This is a genomic window from Streptomyces sp. NPDC052910, assembly GCF_055585605.1.
On sequence record NZ_JBVJJR010000001.1, the window covers coordinates 1,156,997 to 1,183,249 of the forward strand.

General features: G+C 74.4%; 24 protein-coding genes and 1 riboswitch. Of the genes, 12 read left to right on the forward strand and 12 right to left on the reverse strand.

Annotated features, from left to right (window positions below; genetic code table 11):
• Positions 1-43 precede the first annotated feature (43 nt).
• The 3 genes from ACZ6X9_RS04945 to ACZ6X9_RS04955 all read left to right on the forward strand — a co-directional run bounded on the left by ACZ6X9_RS04945 (position 44) and on the right by ACZ6X9_RS04955 (position 5,228).
• Complete coding sequence (locus ACZ6X9_RS04945) at positions 44-2,602, forward strand: helicase C-terminal domain-containing protein (RefSeq protein WP_469776467.1); 2,559 nt, start codon at positions 44-46, stop codon at positions 2,600-2,602.
• Between the two features lie 711 nt (positions 2,603-3,313).
• Positions 3,314-3,466: a hypothetical protein gene (locus tag ACZ6X9_RS04950; RefSeq protein ID WP_469776468.1), complete on the forward strand. Its 153-nt coding sequence runs from the start codon at positions 3,314-3,316 to the stop codon at positions 3,464-3,466.
• A 112-nt stretch (positions 3,467-3,578) separates the two neighbouring features.
• The gene (locus ACZ6X9_RS04955) at positions 3,579-5,228 is read left to right on the forward strand and encodes a DNA repair helicase XPB (RefSeq protein WP_469776469.1); all 1,650 of its coding nucleotides are present in this window, start codon (positions 3,579-3,581) and stop codon (positions 5,226-5,228) included.
• An 84-nt stretch (positions 5,229-5,312) separates the two neighbouring features.
• Here ACZ6X9_RS04955 and ACZ6X9_RS04960 read toward each other — a convergent pair whose 3' ends face one another.
• Together ACZ6X9_RS04960 and ACZ6X9_RS04965 are read right to left on the reverse strand one after the other, a co-directional pair.
• Positions 5,313-5,693, reverse strand: a complete 381-nt coding sequence (locus ACZ6X9_RS04960; protein ID WP_469776470.1) for a hypothetical protein — start codon at positions 5,691-5,693, stop codon at positions 5,313-5,315.
• 112 nt (positions 5,694-5,805) lie between these two features.
• A complete protein-coding gene (locus ACZ6X9_RS04965) occupies positions 5,806-5,967 on the reverse strand; it encodes a hypothetical protein (RefSeq protein WP_469776471.1) in 162 nt (53 codons plus the stop codon).
• A 290-nt stretch (positions 5,968-6,257) separates the two neighbouring features.
• On the opposite strand from ACZ6X9_RS04965, the gene ACZ6X9_RS04970 reads away from it, so the two are divergent.
• Complete coding sequence (locus ACZ6X9_RS04970; RefSeq protein ID WP_469776472.1) at positions 6,258-8,345, forward strand: HelD family protein; 2,088 nt, start codon at positions 6,258-6,260, stop codon at positions 8,343-8,345.
• Between the two features lie 103 nt (positions 8,346-8,448).
• Here the strand turns inward: ACZ6X9_RS04970 and ACZ6X9_RS04975 are convergent, their stop codons facing one another.
• Positions 8,449-8,850, reverse strand: coding sequence for an ArsR/SmtB family transcription factor (locus ACZ6X9_RS04975; RefSeq protein WP_469776661.1), 402 nt, complete (start codon positions 8,848-8,850; stop codon positions 8,449-8,451).
• Between the two features lie 154 nt (positions 8,851-9,004).
• On the opposite strand from ACZ6X9_RS04975, the gene ACZ6X9_RS04980 reads away from it, so the two are divergent.
• Positions 9,005-10,207 (forward strand): MFS transporter, encoded by a 1,203-nt coding sequence (locus ACZ6X9_RS04980; RefSeq protein WP_469776473.1) that lies wholly within the window; start codon positions 9,005-9,007, stop codon positions 10,205-10,207.
• A 46-nt stretch (positions 10,208-10,253) separates the two neighbouring features.
• Here the strand turns inward: ACZ6X9_RS04980 and ACZ6X9_RS04985 are convergent, their stop codons facing one another.
• A complete protein-coding gene (locus ACZ6X9_RS04985) occupies positions 10,254-10,952 on the reverse strand; it encodes a copper homeostasis protein CutC (RefSeq protein ID WP_469776474.1) in 699 nt (232 codons plus the stop codon).
• A gap of 66 nt (positions 10,953-11,018) precedes the next feature.
• Between ACZ6X9_RS04985 and ACZ6X9_RS04990 the strand changes: the two genes are divergently transcribed.
• Positions 11,019-11,795, forward strand: a complete 777-nt coding sequence (locus ACZ6X9_RS04990) for an HD domain-containing protein (RefSeq protein WP_469776475.1) — start codon at positions 11,019-11,021, stop codon at positions 11,793-11,795.
• Positions 11,796-11,826: 31 nt separating this feature from the next.
• On the opposite strand, the gene ACZ6X9_RS04995 is transcribed toward ACZ6X9_RS04990, so the two are convergent.
• Both ACZ6X9_RS04995 and ACZ6X9_RS05000 read right to left on the reverse strand, forming a co-directional pair.
• Positions 11,827-12,105 carry a DUF4031 domain-containing protein gene (locus ACZ6X9_RS04995; protein ID WP_469776476.1) on the reverse strand — a complete coding sequence of 93 codons (279 nt, stop codon included), beginning with the start codon at positions 12,103-12,105 and terminating at the stop codon, positions 11,827-11,829.
• A 47-nt stretch (positions 12,106-12,152) separates the two neighbouring features.
• Positions 12,153-12,515: a hypothetical protein gene (locus ACZ6X9_RS05000; RefSeq protein ID WP_469776477.1), complete on the reverse strand. Its 363-nt coding sequence runs from the start codon at positions 12,513-12,515 to the stop codon at positions 12,153-12,155.
• Positions 12,516-12,578: 63 nt separating this feature from the next.
• On the opposite strand from ACZ6X9_RS05000, the gene ACZ6X9_RS05005 reads away from it, so the two are divergent.
• The 3 genes from ACZ6X9_RS05005 to ACZ6X9_RS05015 all read left to right on the forward strand — a co-directional run bounded on the left by ACZ6X9_RS05005 (position 12,579) and on the right by ACZ6X9_RS05015 (position 15,987).
• Entirely contained in the window at positions 12,579-13,526 is a 948-nt protein-coding gene (locus tag ACZ6X9_RS05005; RefSeq protein ID WP_469776478.1) for a MurR/RpiR family transcriptional regulator, read from the forward strand.
• Positions 13,527-13,541: 15 nt separating this feature from the next.
• A complete protein-coding gene (gene murQ / locus ACZ6X9_RS05010; RefSeq protein WP_469776479.1) occupies positions 13,542-14,495 on the forward strand; it encodes an N-acetylmuramic acid 6-phosphate etherase in 954 nt (317 codons plus the stop codon).
• Between the two features lie 121 nt (positions 14,496-14,616).
• Entirely contained in the window at positions 14,617-15,987 is a 1,371-nt protein-coding gene (locus tag ACZ6X9_RS05015) for a PTS transporter subunit EIIC (protein ID WP_469776480.1), read from the forward strand.
• A gap of 52 nt (positions 15,988-16,039) precedes the next feature.
• Here ACZ6X9_RS05015 and groL read toward each other — a convergent pair whose 3' ends face one another.
• The 4 genes from groL to thrC form a co-directional block, all read right to left on the reverse strand.
• A complete protein-coding gene (gene groL / locus ACZ6X9_RS05020; RefSeq protein WP_004954155.1) occupies positions 16,040-17,662 on the reverse strand; it encodes a chaperonin GroEL in 1,623 nt (540 codons plus the stop codon).
• A 533-nt stretch (positions 17,663-18,195) separates the two neighbouring features.
• A complete protein-coding gene (locus ACZ6X9_RS05025; RefSeq protein ID WP_004986573.1) occupies positions 18,196-18,399 on the reverse strand; it encodes a cold-shock protein in 204 nt (67 codons plus the stop codon).
• Positions 18,400-18,828: 429 nt separating this feature from the next.
• Entirely contained in the window at positions 18,829-19,104 is a 276-nt protein-coding gene (locus tag ACZ6X9_RS05030) for a MoaD/ThiS family protein (protein ID WP_469776481.1), read from the reverse strand.
• A gap of 744 nt (positions 19,105-19,848) precedes the next feature.
• Complete coding sequence (gene thrC / locus ACZ6X9_RS05035; RefSeq protein WP_469776482.1) at positions 19,849-21,129, reverse strand: threonine synthase; 1,281 nt, start codon at positions 21,127-21,129, stop codon at positions 19,849-19,851.
• Positions 21,130-21,146: 17 nt separating this feature from the next.
• Positions 21,147-21,281, reverse strand: a riboswitch (SAM riboswitch).
• A gap of 152 nt (positions 21,282-21,433) precedes the next feature.
• On the opposite strand from thrC, the gene ACZ6X9_RS05040 reads away from it, so the two are divergent.
• From ACZ6X9_RS05040 to ACZ6X9_RS05050, 3 genes are all read left to right on the forward strand, one after another.
• Positions 21,434-22,381 carry a glucosyl-3-phosphoglycerate synthase gene (locus ACZ6X9_RS05040; protein ID WP_469776483.1) on the forward strand — a complete coding sequence of 316 codons (948 nt, stop codon included), beginning with the start codon at positions 21,434-21,436 and terminating at the stop codon, positions 22,379-22,381.
• 65 nt (positions 22,382-22,446) lie between these two features.
• Positions 22,447-23,919: an alpha,alpha-trehalose-phosphate synthase (UDP-forming) gene (locus ACZ6X9_RS05045; protein WP_469776484.1), complete on the forward strand. Its 1,473-nt coding sequence runs from the start codon at positions 22,447-22,449 to the stop codon at positions 23,917-23,919.
• 110 nt (positions 23,920-24,029) lie between these two features.
• A complete protein-coding gene (locus ACZ6X9_RS05050) occupies positions 24,030-24,794 on the forward strand; it encodes a hypothetical protein (RefSeq protein WP_469776485.1) in 765 nt (254 codons plus the stop codon).
• 148 nt (positions 24,795-24,942) lie between these two features.
• On the opposite strand, the gene otsB is transcribed toward ACZ6X9_RS05050, so the two are convergent.
• Positions 24,943-25,836: a trehalose-phosphatase gene (otsB, locus tag ACZ6X9_RS05055; RefSeq protein ID WP_469776486.1), complete on the reverse strand. Its 894-nt coding sequence runs from the start codon at positions 25,834-25,836 to the stop codon at positions 24,943-24,945.
• A 141-nt stretch (positions 25,837-25,977) separates the two neighbouring features.
• Positions 25,978-26,217: a DUF3263 domain-containing protein gene (locus ACZ6X9_RS05060; protein WP_469776487.1), complete on the reverse strand. Its 240-nt coding sequence runs from the start codon at positions 26,215-26,217 to the stop codon at positions 25,978-25,980.
• Positions 26,218-26,253 lie beyond the last annotated feature (36 nt).

Consider the following 26,253-nt stretch of genomic DNA (forward strand, 5'->3'; position numbering starts at 1 on the left):
CGGACCCCCTCCCCCACCCCCTCCACCCGGTACCGTTAGCAGAATGACCACTTCTCGGGAGCCCGGCAGCGGCGGCGCCAAGGCCGGCGGAGGCCCGCGCACCCTCGCCGAGGAGCTGCGGGAGCGCCCCGACGCGTTCCTGGCGGAGCTGCTGCGGGCCCGTCCCGACCTGCTGAACCCGGTCCCCGGCGACCTCACCCAGCTCGCCACCCGGGCGGCGACCCGCGCGTCCGTGGTGCGGGCGCTGGACCGGCTGGACCGGTTCGCGCTCCAGGTGGCGGAGGCGCTGGCCGTGGCGCCGGACCCGTGCCCGTACGACCGGCTGGCCGCGCTGATGACGGGCGACGAGCCGGCGGATCCGCGCGTCGCGGCCGAGCTGCCGCGCGCCGTCGCCGAGCTGCGGCGGCAGGCGCTGGTGTGGGGCGGGGACGACCGGCTGCGTCTGGTCCGTACGGCCCGCGAGCTGCTGGCGCCCACCGCCTCCCGGCCGTCGGCCACCGGGCTGGGCCCGACCGTCGCCGAGGCCACGGCCGGCATGTCACCCGGCCGGTTGCAACAGATCATCGAGGCGGCCGGGCTGCCCGCCACCCACGATCCGGTGACGGCGGTCGCCGCGCTGACGGAGCTGTTCGAGGACCGCGCCCGGATGGCGGCGCTGCTGGCGCGGGCGCCCGAGGGCGCGCGGGCCGTGCTCGAACGTCTCGTCTGGGGGCCGCCGTACGGCACGGTGACCGCCGAACCGGCCCCGCACCTGCGCTGGCTGCTCGACCGGGGGCTGCTGCTGCCGACCGGGCCCGGCAGCGTCGTCCTGCCCCGGGAGGTCGCCCTGCACCTGCGCGGCGGGCGGGCGCACCGCGCGCCCGAGCCGGAGGCGCCCGCGCCGGAGCCCGTCACCGCGTACGCGCCGGAGACGGTGGACGCGACGGCGGCCGGGCAGGCGTTCGCCGCGTCGGACGCCGTCGAGGAGCTGCTGACGGGCTGGGAGACGTCCGGTCCGCTGGTGCTGCGGGCGGGCGGGCTGAGCGTACGGGACCTCAAGCGCACCGCGACCGCCCTCGACGTGCCCGAGTCCGTCGCCGCCTTCTGGGTCGAACTCGCATACGCCGCCGGGCTGTTGGCCTCCGACGGGGACGTGGACGAGCGGTACGTCCCGACCCCGGCGTACGACGAGTGGCTGGACCTGCCCACCGCCGAGCGCTGGGCGTGGCTGGCCGCCGCCTGGCTCGCCACCACCCGTACCCCCGGCCTCGCGGGCACCAGGGACGCCAAGGGCCGGACGCTGTCCGCGCTCGGACCGGACCTCGACCGGTCGCCCGCGCCGGAGGTCCGGCGCCGTGTCCTCACCCTGCTCGCCGGGCTCCCGGCGGGGGCGGCCGTCCCCGCCGACGCGCTGCTGGCGCGCCTGGCGTGGGAGCGCCCGCCGCGCTCGGCCGGGTCCTCCCCGGCCGGCGAGGACCTGCGGTCCCGGCTCGCCCGGTGGGCGCTCACCGAAGCGGAGCTCCTGGGCGTCACGGGCCGCGGCGCCCTCGCGGCACCGGGCCGCACCCTGCTCACGGGCACCGCGCCCGACGCCGGCGGGCCGGCGGACGGCCCGCGCGACCGTACCCGCCCCTCCGGCACCACCCCCGGCCGCATCCCGCGGGCCGAGGCGGCGGCCGCCGCCGTCCTGGCGCCGCTGCTGCCGGAACCGCTCGACCACGTCCTCGTCCAGGCCGACCTCACGGCCGTCGCGCCGGGCCCGCTGCACCGCCCGCTGGCCCAGCGGCTCGCCGTGCTCGCGGACATCGAGTCCAAGGGTGGCGCGACCGTCTACCGCTTCACCCCGGATTCCGTCCGCCGGGCGCTGGACGCCGGGCAGACGGCGTCCGACGTCCTCACCTTCCTCACCGAGCACTCCCGCACCCCGCTCCCCCAGCCGCTCGTCTACCTCATCGAGGACGTGGCCCGCCGCCACGGCCGGCTGCGCGTCGGCGCGGCCTCGTCCTACCTGCGCTGCGACGACGAGGCGACGCTCGCCGAAATCCTCGCCGACCGCCGCTCGGCCGCCCTGCGGCTGCGCCGCCTCGCCCCCACCGTGCTCGCGGCCCCGGCCGCGCCGGACGCGCTGCTGGAGGGGCTGCGGGCGATGGGGTACGCGCCGGCGGCGGAGTCGACGGAGGGCGACGTCCTGATCGCCCGCGCGGACGCGCACCGCACCCCGCCGCGCACGCCCCCCACGCCCGTCCCCGACGGTCCGCCCGCACCGGACGACACCCTGCTCGCCGCCGCCGTCCGCGCCGTCCGCGCCGGCGACCGCGCCGCCACCGCCGAACGCAAGCCGTCCCCCGCCGCCCAGGCCCCGTCCCCGGCGGGCGCCGCCGCCCCGCCCCGCACCACGTCCGCCGAGACCCTGGCCACCATGCAGGCCGCCGTCCTCACCGGCGCCGCCGTGTGGATGGGTTACGTCAACGCGGAGGGCGCGGCGAGCCAGCGGGTGATCGCGCCCGTACGGGTGGAGGGCGGCTACGTGACGGCTTACGACCACACGGCGGACGAGGTGCGGACGTTCGCGCTGCACCGGGTGACGGGGGTGGCGGAGCTCGCCGAGGAGCACGTGTCGTAGCGCGGCGCGCGGCCGGGCGAACATGCCGGGCCGCACCGAGGATGACGTGATGACGTACCGCCGGGTCGGCCGGCGACGGGCGGAGCGGGGCGCCTCGCTCACGCCGTCCGGCCCGGGCGGTCGCCGAGGTGGTCACCGACGACATACCGCCGTTCCCGGCCACGCCGCTCGGGCCCGGCCGGCACCGGCGGCCGGGTCGGCCACGCTCGTCTTGGCCGGCCACTCCGTCCCGGTCGGCCGCGCTCATTCCTGCCGGCCGTGCCGTCCCGGTCGGCCGCGCCGTCCGAGAACGGCGGATCGTCCGGGTCCGGTCGCGCCTCGGGAACGGTCAGGCCGTTCGGGGCCGGCCACATCGTCCGGGACTGGAACGGCACACCCGCCGGGGCGAAGCCCGCACAGGTCACGCAGGTCACACCGCCCGTACACGTTGATCCCCCGCCCACGCGGCCCGGCACCCCCTCCGGATCACCGAACGGCCGGATCGCCGAACGACCGGATCACCAAACAGCCCGGGGGCGCGGCCCGAGCACGCCACGGCAAGCGCGTCACCGGCGGCGTCACCGGCGGCGTCACCGGCGGCATCACCGTTCGCGGATCCGCGAACGGGCCGCCGCCGAACGGTCGTTGTACATGACGTCCACTGTCCGGCCTCCGCGTTGTACAGATGGAGCTCATGACGATTACCGCCCACGGGCTGCTTCACTGATGTGCATGACCCCAAGGACCGCCGGCCCCCGGCGCCGCCCGCAGTTCGAGCTCCGCTGGGGCGGTCTCCACGTGACCATCCAGCGCTTTCCCGCCTGGCTTCTCGCCCTGGTGACCACGGCCGCGGGCACGGGCGCCGCCTGGTGGACGCACCGCTGATCCGGCCGCCGCACACGGGCCCCCGCGAGCCCGTCCCCGTTCTCGCCGCATGAGGCACACTGGACGTTTGGCCGCACGGCAGGGCGGGCGGCACACGGAAGGACGGACGTACGTGAACGGACCGCTGATCGTCCAGTCGGACAAGACGCTCCTCCTGGAGGTCGACCACGAGCAGGCCGAGGTCTGCCGCCGGGCGATCGCGCCCTTCGCCGAGCTGGAGCGCGCCCCCGAGCACATCCACACCTACCGGGTGACGCCGCTCGGTCTGTGGAACGCGCGGGCGGCCGGGCACGACGCCGAGCAGGTCGTGGACGCGCTCGTCACGCACTCCCGCTACCCGGTGCCGCACGCGCTGCTCGTGGACATCGCCGAGACGATGGCGCGGTACGGGCGGCTGCGGCTGTCGAAGCACCCGGTGCACGGGCTGGTGCTGGAGAGCACGGACCGGCCGGTGCTGGAGGAGATCCTGCGGTCGAAGAAGATCAAGCCGCTGGTGGGCGAGCGGATCGACCCCGACACCGTCGCCGTGCACCCGTCCGAGCGCGGCCAGATCAAGCAGGCGCTGCTGAAGCTCGGCTGGCCCGCCGAGGACCTGGCCGGGTACGTGGACGGCGAGGCGCACCCGATCGAGCTGCGTGAGGACGGCTGGGCGCTGCGCCCGTACCAGCGGCAGGCCGTCGACGGTTTCTGGCACGGCGGCTCCGGCGTCGTCGTGCTGCCCTGTGGCGCGGGGAAGACGCTGGTCGGCGCGGGTGCGATGGCCGAGGCGAAGGCGACGACGCTGATCCTCGTCACGAACACGGTCTCCGCCCGGCAGTGGAAGCACGAGCTGGTGAAGCGCACCTCGCTGACCGAGGACGAGATCGGCGAGTACAGCGGGACGAAGAAGGAGATCCGTCCGGTCACCATCGCCACGTACCAGGTGCTGACCACCAAGCGGAAGGGCATCTACCCCCACCTGGAGCTGTTCGACTCCCGCGACTGGGGTCTGGTGGTCTACGACGAGGTGCACCTGCTGCCCGCGCCGGTCTTCAAGTTCACCGCCGACCTCCAGGCCCGGCGGCGGCTCGGGCTGACGGCGACGCTCGTCCGGGAGGACGGCCGGGAGTCGGACGTGTTCTCGCTGATCGGCCCGAAGCGGTTCGACGCGCCGTGGAAGGAGATCGAGGCGCAGGGCTACATCGCGCCCGCCGACTGCGTCGAGGTCCGCGTCAACCTCACGGACGGGGAGCGGCTGGCGTACGCGACGGCCGAGGCGGAGGAGAAGTACCGCTTCTGCGCGACGACGGCCACGAAGCGGAAGGTCACCGAGGCGCTGGTACGCCGGCACCGGGGGGAGCAGACGCTGGTCATCGGCCAGTACATCGACCAGCTCGACGAGCTCGGCGAGCACCTGGACGCGCCCGTGATCAAGGGCGAGACCAGCAACGCGCAGCGCGAGAAGCTGTTCGAGGCGTTTCGGCAGGGCGAGATCTCGGTGCTCGTCGTCTCCAAGGTCGCGAACTTCTCCATCGACCTCCCGGAGGCGACGGTCGCCATCCAGGTGTCCGGCACGTTCGGCTCCCGCCAGGAGGAGGCCCAGCGGCTTGGCCGCGTCCTCCGCCCGAAGGCGGACGGGCACGAGGCGCGCTTCTACTCGGTCGTCGCCCGCGACACCATCGACCAGGACTTCGCGGCCCACCGGCAGCGGTTCCTGGCGGAGCAGGGGTACGCGTACCGGATCGTGGACGCGGACGAGCTGCTGGCGGGGGACGACGCCTGAGGCGACGGCCGGGCGGGGGCACCTCGTCCGGCTCCCTCGCCCGCCCCCCTCGCCCGGCGGCCGGGCCCGGCGACCGGCCCCCGGTCACACGAAGCAGATCCAGGCCACCACGAAGTACACGAAGTACAGGGCGTGCACGAGCAGCAGGGCGGCTCCGGTGATCGCGAACGTGACGCGGGTGAACCGCACGCTCTCCCGGTGCGGCAGCAGCCACGCCACGGCCAGCGCGACCAGGCCCGCGAACACCGTGGCCGTCACACCGGAGCGCCGGGTGTCGAGGCCCAGTTCATGGATGTTGCACGCGTAGAACAGCAGCGCCGGTACGCAGAGGAGCGAGGCGACGGCGGGAGCCTTCGCCCAGCGCTCGTCGACCGGTCCGAGACGCCGGTCGATCCGGCGGAGCAGCCGGCGGAACCGGCCCGCGGCGGGGGCGGGGGCGGACGTTCTCGTGGTGTGAGAGGCCATGCCGCCATTCCAGCGGCGGACGGTGGCGGGCGGATCGGGGCGGGTACTCAGTTCGCGGGGGTAGGGGTACTCAGGCGGTGGACCGGGACGGCCGGTGCCCGTGCGCTCCGCGTCAGCGCTTGACGAGCGTTTCCTCCCCCTCGAAGCGGCCGAGGAGGACGACGCTGAGGGCCGTGCCGGCGAACACCTTGACGGCGCGGAAGGCGTGGGAGAGGGCGGTGGAGGCGCCGTGCTCGGCGCCCTGGGCGGCTGAGGTGATCCCTGCGGTGGTCATGTGTCCATGATGGGATCCGCGGGGCCCCCGTACATCGCCCTGGCGGTGTAACCGCGGGCGCCCCGCCGTACGACTCAGGGATCATGCCCACCCCTACGGGAGACGGACGCCGACCCCGAGAGTCCCTCGGGGGCGCGCGGAAAATCATTGGCGCCGCTCCGGACCGGTCCGTAGAATCGCGGACTTCCGCCTCCCACCCCGTGTCCCGGGAGCGCCGCCGCCCGGACGGAAACCGGCCGGCCCCCGCTCGTACCGTACGCCCGCAGCTCGCCGCTCCTGGAGGCCACGCCGTGCCCGCGCACGCCCCCGACCAGCACGTCAGCCACACCGAAGCGCCCGCCGACGCCCCACTCGCCCGCGAGCGGAAGCATCTCGCCGCCTCCCGCGCCGCGTTGCGCACGATGCGGGAGGACGTCGAGGCGCTCGACATCAAGGACGTCACGGCCAACTGGGTCAACGCACAGATCCTGACCCGGCAGATCGAGGAGCGCATCACGGCGCTCGCCGATCTCGCGCACGCTCCCCTCTTCTTCGGGCGGCTCGACTACCTCCAGGCCCCGGCGGACGCGGCGGGGGACGGCGGGGGCGAGGAGCGTTTCTACATCGGGCGGCGGCACGTGCACGACGCGCACGGCGACCCCATGGTCGTCGACTGGCGCGCGCCCGTCTCGCAGCCGTTCTACCGGGCGTCGAAGAAGGACCCGCTGGGCGTCGGCCGGCGCCGCCGGTTCGGTTACACCGGCGGCGAGTTGACGGCGTACGAGGACGAGGACCTGACCGACGCGTCCGGCGCCGAGCAGGCGAGCGCGCTGCTCCAGGCCGAGATCGAACGGCCGCGCGTCGGTCCGATGCGGGACATCGTCGCCACCATCCAGCCGGAGCAGGACGAGATCGTCCGCGCCGGGATCGGCGGCACGGTGTGCGTCCAGGGAGCGCCCGGCACCGGGAAGACGGCGGTCGGCCTGCACCGCGTCGCGTACCTGCTGTACGCCCACCGCGAGCGGCTCGCCCGCACCGGCACGCTGGTCATCGGACCGAACCGCTCCTTCCTCCGCTACATCGAGCAAGTGCTGCCCGCGCTCGGCGAGTTGAACGTCGCGCAGGCCACGGTGGACGACCTCGTCGCGCACGTGGAGGTGCGCGGGGCGGACTCCGCCGAGGCGGCCGCGGTCAAGGGGGACGCGCGGATGGCGGAGGTGCTGCGCCGCGCGGTGCGGTCGGGGGTCGCGATGCCGGTGGAACCGGTGGTCGTCGTGCGCGGCTCACGGCGCTGGCGCGTCCCGGCGTACGAGGTGGAGGAGATCGTCCGCGAGCTCCTCGCCCGCGACATCCGCTACGGCGCCGCCCGCGAGGCCCTGCCGCAGCGCATCGCGCACGCGGTGCTCGTCCGGATGGAGCAGGCCGGCGAGGCGCCGGACGACCGGGTGCAGGACTCGGTGGCCCGCAACCCCGCCGTGAAGGCGGCGGTCAAGACCGTCTGGCCGGCCGTCGACCCGGCGAAGCTGGTGCTGCGACTGCTCTCGGACCCGGAGTTCCTGGCCGAGCACGCGGCGGGCGTGCTGACGGAGGACGAGCAGCGGGCCGTGCTGTGGGCGAAGCCCGCGCGGAGCGTACGGACGGCCAAGTGGTCCGCGGCGGACGCGGTGCTGATCGACGAGGCGGCGGACCTCGTCCGGCGGACGCCGTCGCTGGGACACGTGGTGCTGGACGAGGCGCAGGACCTGTCCCCCATGCAGTACCGGGCGGTGGGCCGCCGCTGCACCACCGGTTCGGCGACCGTCCTGGGCGACATCGCGCAGGGCACCACCCCCTGGGCGACGGCGAGTTGGCGGGAGGCGCTCGTCCACCTCGGCAAGCCGGACGCGACCGTCGAGGAACTGACCCTGGGCTTCCGCGTCCCCCGCGAGGTGATCGCCTACGCGTCGCGGCTGCTGCCGTCCATCGCCCCCGGGCTGACCGAGGCGACCTCGGTCCGTGAGGCCGCCGGCGACTTCACGGTCCGCGCCGTCGCGGACCCGTCCGCCCTGGACGACGCGGTGGTCGCCGCCTGCCGTTCCGCCCTCGAACGGGAGGGCTCCATCGGCCTGATCGCCGCGGACGCCCGCGTCCCCGCCCTCGCCGCGGCCCTCACCGCCGCCGGCCTCCCCCACCTCGCCCCGGGCGAGGAGACCACCCCCGACGCCCGCCTCACCCTCGTCCCGGCCTCCCTCGCCAAGGGCCTGGAGTACGACCACGTCGTCCTCGACGAGCCCGCCGCCGTCGTCGCCGGCGAACCGGACGAACGGACGGGCCTGCGGCGGCTGTACGTGGCGCTGACCCGAGCGGTGTCGGGCCTGACGGTGCTGCACGCGGAGCCGCTGCCGGCGGCTCTCGGCTGACGACCGGGCACCGACGAACAGGCCCGGCCGGGGCGATAGGAGGCCGGCCGGTGGGAGGCCTGCGCGGCGGGAGGCCCGCCGGTGGGAGGCCGGTGCGGAACGCCTACGCCTCCGCCTCCGCGCCCGCCGCACCCCCACCGACCGCCTCGCTCACCGCGGCCGCCTCGCCCGCCTCGCCCGCCTCGCCCGCCTCGCCCGCAGCCAGCAATGCGTCCACCAGCCCCGGGAAGCGCGCGTCGAGGTCCGCGCGGCGCAGGGAGACGTGGCGGTTGCGGCCGACCGCCCGGGTGGAGGTGACGCCGGACTCGCGCAGGACGCGCATGTGGTGCGAGAGCGTCGACTTGTGCAGGTGTCCGAGGCCGAGGCGGGCGGCGTCGCAGTCGCACTGCTCGTCCGCGCCGAAGGCGCGGAAGAGGTGCAGGCGGACGGGGTCGCCGAGCGCGTTGAGGACCTTCTCCAGCCTGATGTCCGCCACGTCCGGCTGCGGCAGCAGCTCACCCTCCATGGGCACCGACCTTCTCCGTCGCCGGGCGGCCGTGGCAGGAGTGGGCACGGCCGGACCCGGAACTTATCGTTTGACAGTCATCCAACAATCTCTATTGTTTGACGCACGTCCAACCTTACCTGCCCGGAAACCGGACCTTCCCGGAAGGACTCCCGTGCGTCTCCGCCTGCTCCTGCTCGCCCTCGGCACGTTCGCCGTCGGCACCGACTCCATGGTCATGGCCGGCATCCTCGACCGCATCGCCGACGACCTGGGCACCTCCCTCGCCGCCGCCGGACAGCTCGTCACCGTCTTCGGCCTGGCGTACGCGCTGCTCGCGCCCGTCCTCGCCACGCTCACCGCCCGCTGGGACCGGCGGCGGGTGCTGTTCGGCGCCCTCGCGGTCTTCACGCTCGCGAACGCGCTCAGCGCGCTCGCCCCGGACTACGGAACGCTGCTGGCCACCCGCGTCCTCGCCGCCGCCGGCGCCGCGCTCTACACCCCGACGGCAGGCGCCGTCGCCACCTCGCTCGTCCCGCCGGAGCGGCGCGGCCGCGCCATCGCGACCGTGTACGGCGGCATGACCGTGGCCGCCGTCCTCGGTGTACCCCTCGGCTCCTACCTCGGCCGCGCCGACTGGCGTTGGACGATGTGGCTGGTCACGGCGCTGGGCGCCGCCGCGTTCGCGGGCCTCACCGCGCTGTTGCGCGACCTGCCCGCGATGACGGGCGCGCCCGGGCTGCGGGAACGCCTGGCGCCGCTGCGCGACCGCCGGGTCCTCGCGGGCGCGTTCACGACGTTCCTCACCTTCCTCGCCGTCAACTCCGTCTACATCTACCTGGCGACGGCGGTCCGGCCGGCCACGGGTGGGGACCAGGACCGGCTGACCCTGATCCTGCTGGTCACCGGCCTCGCGTCGGTGGTGGGCAACTGGCTGGGCGGCCGGCTCGTCGACCGGCTGGGCGTCCGCACGGTCCTGCTGACCGGCGGTGTCCTCGCGGCGCTCCTCTACGCGATCCTGCCGCTGATCTCCGGGTCGATGCCCGGGGCGCTCTGCTACGCCGCCGTCAGCCCGGTCCTCGGCTGGTCGATGGCCGTCGCCCTGCCGCACCGGCTGGTCTCCGTCGACCCGCCGAGCGCGCCGCTGCTGATGTCGCTCAACAGCAGTGCGCTCTACCTCGGGATCGCCGCGGCGGGGATCGTCGGCAGCACGTCGATCGACGTCTTCGGCGGGCGGTGGTTCCCGGTGGTGTCGGTGGTGGTGATGCTCGGGGCGGTGGCCGTCACCCTGGCGACGGACCGGCGGGCGCGGCCGGCGGCCGCACCGCTTGCCGCCACTCCCCGGACGAGCCGGCCGACCAGCCCGTCCGGCGTTTGAGGACCGGGGGCCCCTGGGGAGGGACCGGGACGCTCCGCCCCCGGGCCTACCCCCCAAGCACCTCACGCCACACTCGCACCGCAGCCGTGTCCACCGGCGTGTCCCAGCCCCCCGGCCGTGACGCCCCACCGATGTGGAACCCGTCGACACCGGCCTCCCGCAGCACCGGCACATGCTTCAGCTTGAGCCCGCCGCCGACGAGGATCCGCGGCTCGTACCCGGGTTCGTCCCCCCGCGCCGTCTCGGCGAGCAGCACGGGAAGACCGTCGTCGACGCCGGAGGGGGAGCCGGCGGTGAGGTAGGTGTCCAGGCCGGGCCGGTCGGCGAGCTGCTTGCGCAGGGCGTCCCGGTCGGCCGCGCGGTCGATGGCCCGGTGGAACGTCCAGCGGGCGTCCGGCCCGATCACCTCGCACAGCGCGTCGACCGCGGCCAGGTCCGCACGCCCGTCCTCGGCGAGGAACCCCAGGACGAACTCGTCGGCGCCCTCCGCCCGCAGCGCGCCGGCCGCCGCGCACAGCGCGTCGAGCTCCGCCGCGCCGCCCGCGCCGAAGCCGTCGGAGGACCGCAGCATCACGCGGACGGGGATGTCGACGGCCGCCCGGACCCGCGCGAACGTCTCGAGCGACGGGGTCAGGCCGTCGGCGGCGATGTCGCTGACCAGTTCCAGCCGGTCCGCCCCGCCGGCCCGCGCCGCCACCGCGTCCGCCGCGTCCAGCGCGATCACTTCGAGAATTGGTCTAGACATGTAACAAGGGTGCCACACCGGGGCCCGGCGAGGAAGCAGGCCCCTCGGTTGCCCCACAATGAGCCCATGGCGCCCACGGTCATCCCCGCCGAGCACATTTCCGGCCGCTCCTTGGAGGAGCGCTGGGCCGACGCCGTCCAGGCGGCCCGCGACGCACGGCCCGACGAACCGCAGGCCGACGGTCCGCGGACCGACGACGGTCCGGACCCCGAGGGCAGTGGGCCCGAGGGCAGTGGGCCGGACGACCGGGAGTCCGACGGCCCGGACCTCGCCCGCTACGCCGCCGACCTGCTCGCCCGCTGGTCCGAGCCGCAGCGCCGCTACCACACCGTCGCCCACCTGACCGCCGTCCTCGACCGCGTCGACGAACTCGCGGGGCACGCCGCCACCGCCCGCGACCTCGCCGCCGTCCGGCTCGCCGCCTGGTTCCACGACGCGGTCTACCTGCCCGAGCGCTCGACCAACGAGGAGCGCAGCGCCCGCCTCGCCGGCCGCGCCCTGGCCGAACTGGGGATCCCCGAGGACGTCACCGCCGAGGTCGTCCGGCTCGTCCTGCTGACCGTCGGCCACGACCCGGATCCCGGCGACCGGAACGGCGAGCTGCTGTGCGACGCCGACCTCGCCGTCCTCGGCGGTTCCCCCGAGGCGTACGCGGCGTACGCGGCGGAGGTGCGCCAGGAGTACGGCTTCGTCCCCGACGAGGCGTTCCGGGCCGGTCGCGCGGCCGTCCTGCACCACCTCCTCGCCCTGCCCAGGCTGTTCCGCACCCCGCGGGGGTACGAGCGGTGGGAGCGCGCCGCCCGGCACAACCTCACGACGGAGCTCGCGCTGCTCACCACGTAGCGCGGCCCCCGCGGTCGGCGGGGACCCGCGATCAGTCCGGGAGACGCGCCCCCGGCCGCTTCCGCCTCCGCAGCCCCGCCGCCCGCAGCAGCCGCACCACGTCCCGGCTGCGCACCTCCACCGCGCCGAGGCGCACCGCCTCCGCGTACCCGGACTCCGCCACGTCGTAGTGGTCGCCGTCGAAGGCGCGCCCGGGCAGTCCCAGCCGGCCGGCGAAGGCGTGCAGCTCGTCGAAGCTCACGTCGCTCACCAGGTGCGACCACATGCGGCCGTGCCCGGGCCACTGCGGCGGGTCGATGTAGAGGGTCACCCGATCGCCTTCGATTCCGTGTCCGTCCGGGCGCAGCGCCCGCCCCGTCAGCCGCGCAACGCCGACGACAGGCGGCCGACGGAGGCCACGATCACCGCTTGTTTGGTGCAGGCCCAGTGCGGGTCGGGCCCCAGCTCCGGCTCGACCTCCAGGGCGTGCGGGTCGCCCGAGTCCGTGCAGACCGGGCACAGCGGCCAGCGGCCGTGCCGCTCCAGCAGGGCGTCCTGGACGTCCTGGGCGATCAGTCCGGCGACGAAACCCACGCCCTCCGGCCACTGCTCGACCCACCACCGCCGGCCGGCCACCGCGTCCTCGACCAGCGAGACCACGTCCGGCTCGGCCACGCCCCCGGCGGTCAGGTCGTCGAGGACGAGCGCCCGGGCCGCGTGCAGTGCTTGTTCGAGCTCCATGCGCACCATTGTCCGCGACCCCGGTGGTTGACGGCACATCGGACTGAAAATACCTTTCAGCGAGTGAGCAGCGATCCGAAGGAAAGCGCCGAAGGCCGTCTCCGCCCGCTGCGCCGGCCCCTCGCACCGCCCGCGCCGGCCGCGCTCGCCGCCAAGGTCCGCACGCTCGCGCCCACCATGACCCGTTCCATGCGGCGCGTCGCCGACGCCCTCGTGGGCGACCCGGCGGGCTCCGCCGCCCTGACCGTCACCGGACTCGCCCAGCGCACCGGGACCAGCGAGGCCACCGTCGTCCGCACGGCCCGCGCCCTCGGTTATCCCGGCTACCGCCAGTTGCGCCTCGCCCTCGCCGCGCTGGCCGCCGACCGGGCGGCCGGCCGGGCGCCGTCCGTGACGGCCGACATCACCGTCGACGACCCGCTGCCGAGCGTGGTCGCCAAACTCGCGCACGACGAGGCCGAGTGCCTGGCCGACACGGCGGCCGGGCTCGACGCCACCGCGCTGGAGGCGGCGGTGGCCGCGCTCGCCGCCGCCCGGCGCGTCGACGTCTACGGCATCGGCGCCTCCAACCTCGTCGGCCAGGACCTCGTCCAGAAACTGCTGCGCATCGGCGTGATCGCGCACGCCCCCGCCGATCCCCACCTCGCCGTCACCAATGCCGTGCAACTGCGCTCCGGTGACGTCGCCATCGCCATCACCCACTCCGGCCGGACCACCGACGTCATCGAACCCCTGCGGGTCGCCTTCGAACACGGCGCGACCACCATCGCGGTCACCGGCAACCCGGCCGGCGGCATCGGCCAGTACGCCGACCACGTCCTCGCCACCTCCACAGCCCGGGAGAGCGAGCTGCGCCCGGCGGCGATGTCCAGCCGGACCAGTCAACTGCTCGTCGTGGACTGCCTGTTCATAGGCGTCGCGCAGCGCACGTACGAACGGGCCGCGCCCGCCCTCTCCGCCTCCTACGAGGCACTCGCCCACCGCCACGACCCGCGGGCCGACCCGCGCTGACCCGAGCGAGGCCATATGTCGTCGACCGCCGCCCTGGCCGCCCTCCGCGCCCAACTGGCGCACCTCACGACGGAGGCGTTCCGCCCCGAGCTGGCGGACATCGACCGGCTGCCGACCCTGGACATCGCGACCGTCATGAACGCCGACGACGCGACGGTCGCCACCGCCGTCGCCGGCCGGCTGCCCGCCATCGCCGCCGCCATCGACGCGACCGCCGAACGGATGGCGGGCGGCGGGCGGCTGGTCTACGCGGGGGCGGGCACGGCCGGACGGCTCGGCGTGCTGGACGCCAGCGAGTGCCCGCCCACGTTCGCCACCGAGCCCGGCCGGGTGGTCGGCCTGCTCGCGGGCGGCCCGGAAGCACTGGTCACGGCCGTCGAGGGCGCGGAGGACGACGCGGCCGCGGCCGCGGCCGACCTCGCCGCGCTGGACCTCTCCCCCGACGACACGGTCGTCGGCGTCTCCGCCTCCGGCCGCACCCCGTACGCCGTCGGCGCCGTCACCCACGCCCGCCGGGCCGGCGCCCTCACCGTCGGCCTCTCCTGCAATGAGGACTCCCCGCTCGGCGCCGCAGCCGAACACGCCATCGAGATCGTCGTCGGCCCGGAACTCATCACCGGCTCCACCCGCCTCAAGGCGGGCACCGCCCAGAAGCTGGTGCTCAACATGTTCTCGACGATCACCATGATCCGCCTCGGCAAGACCTACGGAAACCTGATGGTCGACCTGCGGGCTTCCAACGACAAGCTGCGGGCGCGGTCCCGGCATATCGTCGCGCTCGCGACGGGCGCGCCGGACGCGGAGATCGAGGCTGCGCTGACGGCCACGGACGGGGAGGTCAAGAACGCGATCCTGGTGCTGCTGGGCGGGGTGGACGCCGCTGACGCGGGCCGGTTGCTGGCCGATGCCGGGGGGCATCTGCGGGTGGCGCTGGAGGCGGCGCGGGGGACCAGCCCGTCCGGCGTTTGAGGACAACCGCGCGGAGCGCGGTTCCCGGGGCATGGGGGCTCGCCCCCGCAGGAAACGGTGAAAGGGAGGGACCGGGGCACCCCGCCGTTACGGAAACGGCCCCCGGAGGGACACATCCCCCATGCCCACCGAGCAGCACCTCGCCACCACCCTCCTCCCTCTCCTCGGAGGCCCGGCCAACCTCCGCTCCCTCACCCACTGCATGACCCGCCTCCGCGCGGACGTGGCGGACCCGGACCTCGTCCGCGCGGCGGACCTCCGCACCACCCCCGGCGTCCTGGGCGTCGTCACGGACGGCACGTCCGTCCAGGTCGTCCTGGGGCCGGGGGCCGTCACCCGGGTGGCCGCCGCCCTGGAGGCGGAGGTGGCGGCCGGCGCCGCCACCGGCCTGGACGCGGGCCTGCGGGCCCGCAACGCGGCCCCCACCGGACGGGTCCTCCGCCGCGTCGCCCAGATCTTCGTCCCCCTCATCCCCGCCCTCATCGGCTGCGGCGTCATCGCGGGCCTGGCCGGGCTGCTCGCCAACCTCCACTGGATGCCCGCCCTCGTGCCGGCGCTGAACGCCGTCGCGTCCGGGTTCATGGCGCTGATCGGCGTCTTCGTCGGGTACCGGACGGCGAAGGAGTTCGGCGGGACGCCGGTCCTCGGGGGAGCCGTCGCGGCCGTCGCCGTCTGGCCCGGGGTGGCGCAGGTGGACGTGTTCGGGCAGGGGCTGACGCCCGGGCAGGGCGGGGTGCTGGGGGCGCTGGGGGCGGCGTTGCTGGCGGTGGCCGTGGAGCGGGGATGCCGGCGTGTCGTGCCCGAGGCCCTGGCTGTCCTGGTCACTCCCACGGTCACCGTGCTGCTGCCGGGGCTGGCCACGCTGTACGGACTGATGTGGGCGGCGGGTCAAGCGTCAAGCGCCGTGGGGCAGTTCGCGGACTGGCTGCTGTCGCACGGCGGCGCCGTGGCCGGGTTCGTGCTCGGCGGGCTGTTCCTGCCGCTGGTGATGCTGGGGCTGCATCAGGCGCTGATCCCGGTGCACGCCACACTGATCGCCGAGCGGGGCAGTACGGTCCTGCTGCCGATCCTCGCCATGGCGGGCGCGGGCCAGGTGGGGGCGGCGGTCGCCGTCTACCTGCGGCTGCCGGGTGACGTCTCGGTGCGGCGGACGGTGCGTTCGGCCCTCCCTGCCGGGCTGCTGGGCGTCGGCGAGCCACTGGTCTACGGGGTCTCGCTGCCGCTGGGGCGGCCCTTCGTGACGGCGTGTGTCGGGGGCGCCTTCGGCGGCGGGTTCGTGGGGTTCATGGCGCAGGGCGGGGGCGGCACGGTGGGCGCGACGGCGATCGGGCCGTCCGGCTGGGCCCTGTTCCCGCTGCTCAGGGGGGATCAGGGGTCGGTCGAGGCGGTGGTGGTGTACGCGGCGGGGCTGCTGGTCGGGTACGCGGCCGGCTTCCTCGCCACGTACTTCTTCGGCTTCCCCCGGAAACGCCCGAGGGCGGCATCCCCGTGATGGGGATGCCGCCCTCGGTCCGTCTGCCTCAGGACTGACGAGCCGGGTCGGCTCAGAAGTCCATCTCGCCACCGGGCATGCCGCCCGGAGCGGCCGCGGCGGCCTTCTCCGGCTTGTCGGCGATGACGGCCTCGGTGGTGAGGAAGAGCGCCGCGATGGAGGCGGCGTTCTGCAGGGCGGAGCGGGTGACCTTCGCCGGGTCGATGATGCCCTCGGCGATCATGTCGACGTACTCGCCGGTCGCGGCGTTGAGGCCGTGGCCGACGGTCAGGTTGCGGACCTTCTCCACGACGACGCCGCCCTCGAGACCACCGTTGACGGCGATCTGCTTGAGCGGGGCCTCCAGGGCCAGCTTGACGGCGTTGGCACCGGTGGCCTCGTCGCCCTCGAGCTCCAGCTTCTCGAACACCTGGGAGGCCTGGAGCAGGGCCACGCCACCACCGGCGACGATGCCCTCCTCGACAGCCGCCTTCGCGTTGCGAACGGCGTCCTCGATGCGGTGCTTGCGCTCCTTGAGCTCGACCTCGGTCGCGGCACCGGCCTTGATGACGGCCACGCCGCCGGCCAGCTTCGCGAGGCGCTCCTGGAGCTTCTCGCGGTCGTAGTCCGAGTCGCTGTTCTCGATCTCGGCGCGGATCTGGTTGACGCGGCCCTGGACCTGGTCGCTGTCACCGGCACCGTCGACGATGGTCGTCTCGTCCTTGGTGATGACGACCTTGCGGGCGCGGCCGAGCAGGTCGAGACCGGCGTTCTCCAGCTTGAGGCCGACCTCCTCGGAGATGACCGTGCCACCGGTGAGGATGGCGATGTCGCCGAGCATGGCCTTGCGGCGGTCGCCGAAGCCCGGGGCCTTGACGGCGACGGACTTGAAGGTGCCGCGGATCTTGTTGACCACCAGGGTCGACAGGGCCTCGCCCTCGACGTCCTCGGCGATGATCAGCAGCGGCTTGCCGGACTGCATGACCTTCTCGAGGAGCGGCAGCAGGTCCTTGACCGAGCTGATCTTCGAGTTGACGATCAGGATGTACGGGTCGTCGAGCGACGCCTCCATACGCTCCATGTCGGTGGCGAAGTACGCCGAGATGTAGCCCTTGTCGAAGCGCATACCCTCGGTGAGCTCCAGCTCCAGACCGAAGGTCTGGGACTCCTCGACGGTGATGACGCCTTCCTTGCCGACCTTGTCCATCGCCTCGGCGATGAGCTCGCCGATCTGCGTGTCGGCGGCGGAGATGGAGGCCGTGGAGGCGATCTGCTCCTTGGTCTCCACGTCCTTCGCCTGCTCCAGGAGGGCGGCGGAGACGGCCTCGACGGCCTTCTCGATACCGCGCTTCAGGGCCATGGGGTTGGCGCCGGCGGCCACGTTGCGCAGACCCTCACGGACCAGCGCCTGGGCGAGGACGGTCGCGGTCGTCGTGCCGTCACCGGCGACGTCGTCCGTCTTCTTCGCGACCTCCTTGACCAGCTCGGCGCCGATCTTCTCGTACGGGTCCTCCAGCTCGATCTCCTTGGCGATGGAGACACCATCGTTGGTGATCGTGGGGGCGCCCCACTTCTTCTCAAGGACGACGTTGCGGCCCTTGGGGCCGAGGGTGACCTTGACGGCGTCGGCGAGCTGGTTCATACCGCGCTCAAGGCCGCGCCGCGCCTCCTCGTCGAACGCGATGATCTTGGCCATGTGAAGTGGTCCTCCCGGACTGGGGGTGGATTGCTCCGGACCGCGCAGGCGCCCGCGACGGACGGCCCGCGTGCTCGGCGGTTCCTTGCCCCGCCGGACTCACGGACCTCACCGACGGTCCAAGTCTGTCACTCTCACTCGGAGAGTGCTAAGCCAATGATTAGCACTCGGCACCTCCGAGTGCAAGCGTCCCTCCGAAGACCGAGGTCATCCCCGGGCCTTCTCAGGGTCCTCCCGGAGACCCGTCCGGGACGCCCCGGAGACCCTGCCCATCCGGACCCCGGCGCACTCCCCCGGCCGACGACTCTTACCGGGTCTTGCCGGGTCCTGCCAGGTCCTGCCGGGTCCTACCGACCCAGCCGGCCCTGCCGGACTCGCCCGCCTTGCCCGCGCCCGCCCGCCGCGGCCCGGCCGCCGCACCGCCGCCACCGCCACCGCTACCGCCTCCGCCCGTACAACAGCATGAAGGGGCCCGCGCCTCCCGGCGCGGGCCCCTTCGACAGACTGAGCGATCGGTGGTCGATGCGCCGCGGTCAGGCGGTCACCCTCACCATGTCGGCCTGAGGTCCCTTCTGGCCCTGCGAGATCTCGAACTCGACTCGCTGCCCCTCTTCCAGGGTGCGGTAGCCGTCCATCTGAATCGCGCTGTAGTGGACGAAAACATCCGCACCACCGTCGACCGCGATGAAGCCGTACCCCTTCTCCGCGTTGAACCACTTGACGGTGCCCTGAGCCATGCCTAACTCCCCTATTACTGGCCCTTGCGCAGGACCGCACTTCGCGGACCCGGGTCAGACCTCACCCCTTGTGACACCTAGGGGTGTGCGCCGGAACGCGTCGACCGCGGCTGAATGTATCTGCACGGATGCCGTCTGCAACAGGTCAGACGGACGAGAAATACCGGCACCGCCGAGGGGCGATAACCGGCCAACTGGGGAGGTTCCAGGGCAAGTCGGGCCGGACATACGCCGGCCAACCCGACAATTCGCGCACGTAATTGCTGCGCAACTTGACGGGTTCTCATATGCGTTCGGCTCTGACACCGAAGAGGGAACGTCCCAACTGTATCGCGGTTCAACAGACGGAATCGCCCCGTCCGCTTAACGGCCGGGGCGATTCCCGATTCGGGCGCGGCGCGCGGCTTCCGCCGTCGCGGGCGCGGGCGTTCAGCCGCCCGCCACCGCCGGGATGATCGACACGCCCGCGCCGTCCGGCGTCGCCGCGGCCAGACCGCCCTCGAAGCGGACGTCGTCGTCGTTGACGTACACGTTGACGAAGCGGCGCAGCTTGCCGGCGTCGTCGAGGAGGCGCCGGGCGATCCCCGGGTGGTTCTTCTCCAGGTCGCCGATCACCTCGGAGAGAGTGGAGCCCTGGGCGGGGACTTCGGCTCGGCCGCCGGTGTAGGTGCGGAGGATGGTGGGGATGCGGACGGTGACGCTCATGGGGCTGCCTTTCCAATCGGCTGACTGATGATCGGTCGTTCGTTCGTTGATTCGTTCAGGAGTGCTGTTTCCATGCGGCACGCGTCGCGCCCGGCCGGGAGGGAGACGCCCCACCCCCGCCCTTTCACCGTTTCCCGCAGGGGCTCCGCCCCCGCACCCCCCACCGGCGCGCCCTCACGGGCGGCGCCCATTCCACGCGAGGGGGCCGTTCGGCCGAGCGCGCCCAGGGCGCGGCCTTACGCCCTGAGCGCGGACGCCGTTCCCCGTGCTTGAGCGGACCCCGGCCCGGACGGCCGGCCCGCGCCTCGGCGGCGGGGCGAACCCGGCCCCGGGGCGCCGGGGCCCAGGCCCGCACGCTCCACGCGAGCCCCGCCCCCACGCCGAAACCCAGGGCACAGCCCCGAATCCCCCGAAGGCCGGGGGCCCGACTCCCGCGCCCTTCGGCACGGGCCCGGCCCGATGGCCGGGTCCCGGAACGCCCGGCCCCGCACCTCGGCGCGTAGGGTCGCGGTCCCGCACGCTCACCGTGGGCGCACAGCGAACGCCGGGGCCGGGGCCGGGGGCGCGACCCGGTCGCCGGGCAGGAACGGACCCGCAGCCCCGCCCTCGAACCCAGGGGCACAACCCGGGCCTCGGGGGCCGGGGGCGCAGCCCCGAACGCCCAGGGCCTCCCCGCGGGGGGTGCGGGGGCACAGCCCCCGCGAGAAACGGTGAAAGGGTGGGATTGGGGCGAACCCCCGCCCCCTACCCCAGCCCCGCCTCCCGGAAGGCCCCAAGGCTCGGCCGGATGACCGCCGAAGGCCCCGCCGCCACCGCGTCGAGCGTCTTCAGTCCGTCCCCCGTGTTCAGCACCACCGTCGTCAACGACGGATCCAGCGCCCCGGCCTCCAGCAGCTTCCGGGTGACGCCCACCGTCACGCCGCCCGCCGTCTCGGCGAAGACGCCCTCCGTCCGGGCGAGCAGCCGGATCGCGTCCACGATCTCCGGGTCGGTGACGTCCTCGACCGCTCCGCCCGTACGCCGCGCGATGTCGAGCACGTACGGCCCGTCGGCCGGGTTCCCGATGGCCAGGGACTTCGCGATGGTGTCGGGCTTGACGGGACGCACCACGTCCTGGCCGTCCTTGAAGGCGCGGGAGACCGGCGAACACCCCTCCGCCTGGGCGCCGAAGATCCGGTAGGGGCGGTCCTCGACCAGTCCGAGGGAGATGAGCTCCTTCAGCCCCTTGTCGATCTTCGTGAGCTGGGAGCCGGAGGCGACGGGGACGACGAGCTGGTCGGGCAGCCGCCAGCCGAGCTGTTCGCAGATCTCGTAGGCGAGGGTCTTGGATCCTTCGCCGTAGTAGGGGCGGAGGTTGACGTTGACGAAGCCCCAGCCCTCGCCCAGCGGATCGCCGATGAGCTCGGAGCAGAAGCGGTTGACGTCGTCGTACGTCCCCTCGATGCCGACGAGGTCGCCGCCGTAGACGGCGGCCATGACGACCTTGCCGGCCTCCAGGTCGTGCGGGATGAAGACGCAGGACCGGAAGCCGGCGCGGGCCGCCGCCGCGCCCACCGCGCCCGCCAGGTTGCCGGTCGAGGAGCAGGAGAGCGTGGTGAAGCCGAAGGCGCGGGCGGCCTCCACCGCGACGGCGACGACGCGGTCCTTGAAGGAGTGCGTGGGGTTGCCGGAGTCGTCCTTAACGTGGAGTTCGCCGGTGACGCCGAGCTCGCGGGCGAGGTTGTCGGCGCGGACGAGCCGGGTGAGGCCGGGCTCCAGGTTGGGCCGGGAGGCGACGTCGGCGGGGACGGGCAGCAGCGGCGCGTACCGCCAGATGTTCGCGGGTCCGGATTCGATACGGCGCCGCAGCCCCTCGGGGTCGCCGAGCGGCAGCTCGTAGGCGACCTCCAGCGGACCGAAGCAGGAGGCGCAGGCGAAGACCGGTCCGAGCGGGACGCGCTCGCCGCACTCGCGGCAGGACAGCGCGACGGCGGGACCGAAAGAAGCGGCGGCGGAAGTGGCGCGTTCGACGGCTTGCACAGCCATGGAGGCGAGGCCCTTTCTCCTCATCTTCCCCGTGGCGAACCTCGCCACGAGACGGAATTGGCACCTTCCCCGCCGGGAGCCTCACGAGGAGACCGGCTGGAGGGTTGCCGGGGCTTCAACGGGCCGTGTCCCTCTGCCCCTCTGGATGAGCGGTATGGCACTGGGCGCGGCCCAGGCGTTTGTGCGCGCGGCACCCCCGACATACGGGCGTGCTCCGCGTTGTTCAAGACTGTAACGGAAGGTGCGGCGTGGCGAGAGGGCCAGTCCGCACCGCGAGACGGACCAGAAGCGAGGAGTCGTTCACGTGCTGGAAGAGGTGGAGCGCTGGCTGTCCCGGCGGTCCTGGACCGCGGCGGACCGCCCGCTCGACCGGCTGCTCGCCGCGAAGCGCGAGACGGGCACCACGGTCAGCGTCGTCCTGCCCGCGCTGAACGAGGAGGCCACGGTCGGGGACATCGTCGCCGCGATCCGCCGCGACCTGATGACCGAGGACGTGCCGCTCGTCGACGAGCTGGTGGTCCTCGACTCCGGTTCGACGGACGGCACGGCGGCGGCCGCCCGGGCGGCCGGGGCCCGGGTCGAGCACCGGGACGCCGTGCTCCCCGGGCTGCCCGCGGTTCCCGGCAAGGGCGAGGTGCTGTGGCGGTCCCTGCTGGTCACCTCAGGCGACGTCGTCTGCTTCGTCGACGCCGACCTGCGCGACTTCTCGTCCGCCTTCGTCTCCGGCATCGTCGGCCCGCTGCTGACCGACCCGGACGTGGCCTTCGTCAAGGCGATGTACGACCGTCCGCTGGGCGAGGCGGCCGGCCAGGGCGGCCGGGTCACCGAGCTGGTCGCCCGTCCGCTGCTCAACCTGCACTGGCCGCGGCTGGCCGGTTTCGTGCAGCCGCTGGGCGGCGAGTACGCGGCGCGGCGCTCGCTGCTGGAACGGCTGCCGTTCCCCGTCGGCTACGGCGTCGAGCTCGGGCTGCTCGTCGACGCGCTGCACGCGGTGGGCCTGGACTCGCTGGCCCAGGTCGACGTCGGGGTGCGCAAGCACCGCCACCAGGACGGGCGGGCGCTGGGCCGGATGGCCGCCGCCATCTACCGCACCGCCCAGGTGCGGCTGGGCCGCGAACCGCTGGTCCGCCCGGAGCTGACCCAGTTCGAGCGCACGGCGGACGGATTCGTTCCGCGGACGTACCCGGTGGACACCGAGGAGCGCCCGCCGATGGCCCAGGTCCCCGAGTACGCGCGGCACCGCGCGGCGTAGGCGGGCGGCGCGCAAGAGGGGGAGGCGTACGTTTGAGCGGTTGGCGGGCTGGCAAGGCTCGCGTCATGGTCGCTGAGCACGTGCAGAACGCCCCCATCGTCGTGGCCTCCAACCGCGGCCCGGTCTCCTACCGGGTCGCCGAGGACGGCTCCCTGACCTCCGGCCGGGGCGGCGGTGGCCTGGTCTCCGGCCTCAGCGCCATCGGGACGGACTCCGGCGCGGTGTGGGTCTGCGCCGCGCTCGGCGAGGGCGACCGGCTCGCCGCCCGCCGCGCGGGCCGCCGCCTCGACCCCGCCGACACCGGCGGCTACGGCGTACGGATGCTCGACATCCCGGCCGGAACGTTCGCCGCCGCGTACAACGGCATCGCCAACTCGGTGCTGTGGTTCGTCCACCACCTGCTCTACCAGACGCCGCTGGAGCCCGTCTTCGACGCCGCGTTCCGCGAGCAGTGGGCCGCCTACGAGACGTACAACGCCGCCTTCGCCGACGCGCTCGCCGAGGAGGCCGCCGAGGGCGCCGTGGTGCTCGTCCAGGACTACCACCTGACGCTGGTGCCGGGCCTGCTCCGCGAACGCCGCCCCGACCTGCGCATCGGCCACTTCTCGCACACCCCGTGGGCGCCGCCGGACTACTACCGGATGCTCCCCGACGACGTCGCCGCGCAGGTGCTGCGCGGCATCCTCGGCGGGGACCGCGCCGCGTTCCTCACCCGCCGCTGGGCCGACGCGTTCGCCGCCTGCTGCGCCGACGTCCTCGGCGCGGAGGTCGAGCGCGCGGACGACGGGTCGGCGACGGCCGTGCGCCTCGACGGGCGGACGACCCTGCTCGGCGTCCACGGCCTCGGCGCGGACGCCGCCTTCCTGCGCGAGCGCGCGCACCGCCCGGACGTCGAGGAGCGGATGGCCGCCCTGCGCGAGCAGGTCGGCGCCGGCCGCCGGACGATCGTCCGCGTGGACCGCACCGAGCTGTCGAAGAACATCGTCCGCGGCCTCCACGCCTTCCGGCGGCTCCTGGAGGACCACCCGCAGTGGCACGAGCGCGTGGTGCACATCGCGTTCGCCTACCCCTCCCGGCAGGACCTCGGCGTCTACCGCGACTACACGGCGGAGGTCGAACGCGTCGCCGGCCTGATCAACGAGGAGTTCGGGACACCCGGCTGGCAGCCGGTCGCCCTGCACGTCAAGGACGACTTCGCACGGTCCCTCGCGGCCTACCGGATGGCGGACGTGGCCCTGGTCAACCCGATCCGCGACGGCATGAACCTGGTGGCCAAGGAAGTGCCGGTCGTCTCCGACGACGGCTGCGCGCTGGTCCTGTCGCGGGAGGCGGGTGCCGCGGCGGAGCTGGGCGCGGACGCGCTCGTCGTCAACCCGTACGACGTCGAGGCCACCGCCCGCGCCCTGCACGAGGCGCTGCTGATGGACCCGGGGCAGCGCGCGGACCGGTGCAAGCGGCTGGCCGCGGCGGCGACGGCCCTGCCCCCCGCGCGCTGGTTCCTCGAACAGCTCGACGCGCTGCGGGCGTTGCGGCCCTGACGCGGTGACGGGGGCGGAAGGGGCGCCCGGGCGCGGGGCGGACTCCCGTTCGCGCCGTCGTGCTTCGTCCGCACGGCTGACGGGTGGTGCGGCGGGGTAGGCATCGGAGCATGTCGATCGCACCGCGCTGGGTCGCCCTGGCGGCGGCAACGGCCGCCGCCCTCGCCGTGACGACGTCCGGCTGTTCGTCCGGATCCGACGACGGGAAGACGGAATCCAAGGGGGACAAGGGGGCCGCCACCTCCGGACGGCCGTCCCCTTCGGGTTCCTCAGGCTCCTCGGGTTCCGCCGGTCCCGCCGCCCCGGGCGACGGGACGGTGCCGGCCGGGCCGGGTCCGCAGTCCTCGTACACCGTGCAGAAACAGCCCGCCCCCGGTACGTGCACCTACCGCTGGACCGCCGCCAAGGAGCCGCTGCCCGATCCCAAGTGCACCCCCGGGGCCACCAATCCGAAGGTCACCCCGGACACCCTCAAGACGACCATCTGCCGTGGCGGCTACACCAAGGACATCAGGCCGCCCACGAACATCACCGGCCGCGAGAAGACCGCCAACGCCGCCTCCTACGGCTACAAGAAGTCGCTCCGCGAAGCCGAGTACGACCACCTCATCAGCCTCCAGCTCGGCGGCGACCCCAACGACCCCCGCAACCTGTGGGTCGAGCCGCCCTCCCCCGGCCACAAGGAGGGCGCGGGCCCCAACAACCCCAAGGACGTCGTCGAGACCAAGCTGAAGAGCGCGATCTGCTCGGGCAAGGCGGACCTGCGCAAGGCACAGCAGGCCATAGCCCGGGACTGGACCACCGCGCTGGCGGCGGTCGGCGTCAACGACGACGGGAAGGGACGCCGCGAGGCGACCGACCCGGACGACGGCTGAGGCCGAGCGGGGCCGACGGAAGCGGAACTGACGGAAGCGGGGCCGAAGGAAGCGGAGGGGCGGAGGCGGGAGGACGGAAGCGGGTGGCGGGGGCCCTCAAGCACCGAGGGCCCCTCAGGTGCCGGGGCCCCTCAGGCTCCCGGGCCCCTCAGGCGCCAGGCGCCCCGGACTCCCCCGAGCCCTCGGCCGTCACTCCGTCCGCCAGCGCCTCCAGGAGCCCCACCACACCCTTCGGACCGTCCACCACCAGGTCCGCCCGGTCGGCGAGCTCGGAGACCTCGGTACTGCCGCTGCACACCAGGACGCCGGTCAGCCCGTCGGCGCGCAGCCGCTCCACCGCGTCGAACGCGGCCAGGTCGCCGAGGTCGTCCCCGGCGTACAGGACGCAGTCGGCGCCGGTGGCGCGGACGTGGTCGGCGAGGGCGACGCCCTTGTCCATGCCCGGCGGGCGCAGCTCCAGCACCAGCCGGCCGGGTTCGACGATCAGCCCGTGCCGCGCGGCCAGTTCGGCCAGCGGCTTCTCCAGCGCGCGGAAGGCTGCCTGCGGGTCGGGGGCGCGGCGGGTGTGGACGGCGACGGCCCGGCCGCCCTTGTTCTCGATGGGCGCGGTCTCGACCCAGGTGCCGTGCCAGGCGCCCGACGCGTCCAGCACGCCGGGCAGCTCGGCCTGGACGGCGGCGATGCCCGGGTGCGGGGCCGGTGAGCGGACGGTGCCGGTGGCCGCGTCCCAGCGCTCGGCGCCGTAGTGGCCGAGCACGGCCAGGCGTTCGAGCCCCGGCACCCCGGCGAAGCCGCCGTAGCGGACGGCGACCCCGGCGGGCCGGCCGGTGATCACCGCCACGGATTCCAGGTGCGGTGCGAGCCGGGCGAGGGCGGGGACGGCCGCGGGGTGCGCCCGGGCACGCTCGGGGTCGGGGACGATCTCGGCGAGCGTCCCGTCGAAGTCCAACGCGACGATCGCGCGTCCGGGCCGGGCGAGGAGCGCGGCGAGGCCCTCGCGCCCGGCGGACGTCACGGGTTCCGGAAGGGGGTGGCTGGCCATGTCGACGACCCTACCCAGGCACGCGCCGTCAAGTCGGGGCTTCCCGATTTCGCGGGCGGGGTTTCGGGGCGACGGTTCCCGGCCGGTGGCCGTGGTTCCGCCCGTACGGCCGGAACCGGGCCGCGCCCGTACGGCCGCCGGTCAGCGGCGGGCCCGCCGGGCGTCGCGGAGGCGGCGCAGCCGGTTGACCGTGACGGGGTCGTGGGCGAGGGCGCGCGGATCGTCCAGCAGGGCGTTGAGCAACTGGTAGTAGCGGGTGGGCGTGATGCCGAGCCGCTCGCGCACGACCCGCTCCTTGGCGCCGGGGCCCGGCCAGGACCGCCGTTCGAGGGCGAGCACGGCCAGGTCCCGCTCGGAGAGCGGCCGGTCGCTGTCTTCCATGCGGTCCAGCGTAGGCGACGCGGGAGCCGCCGGGGA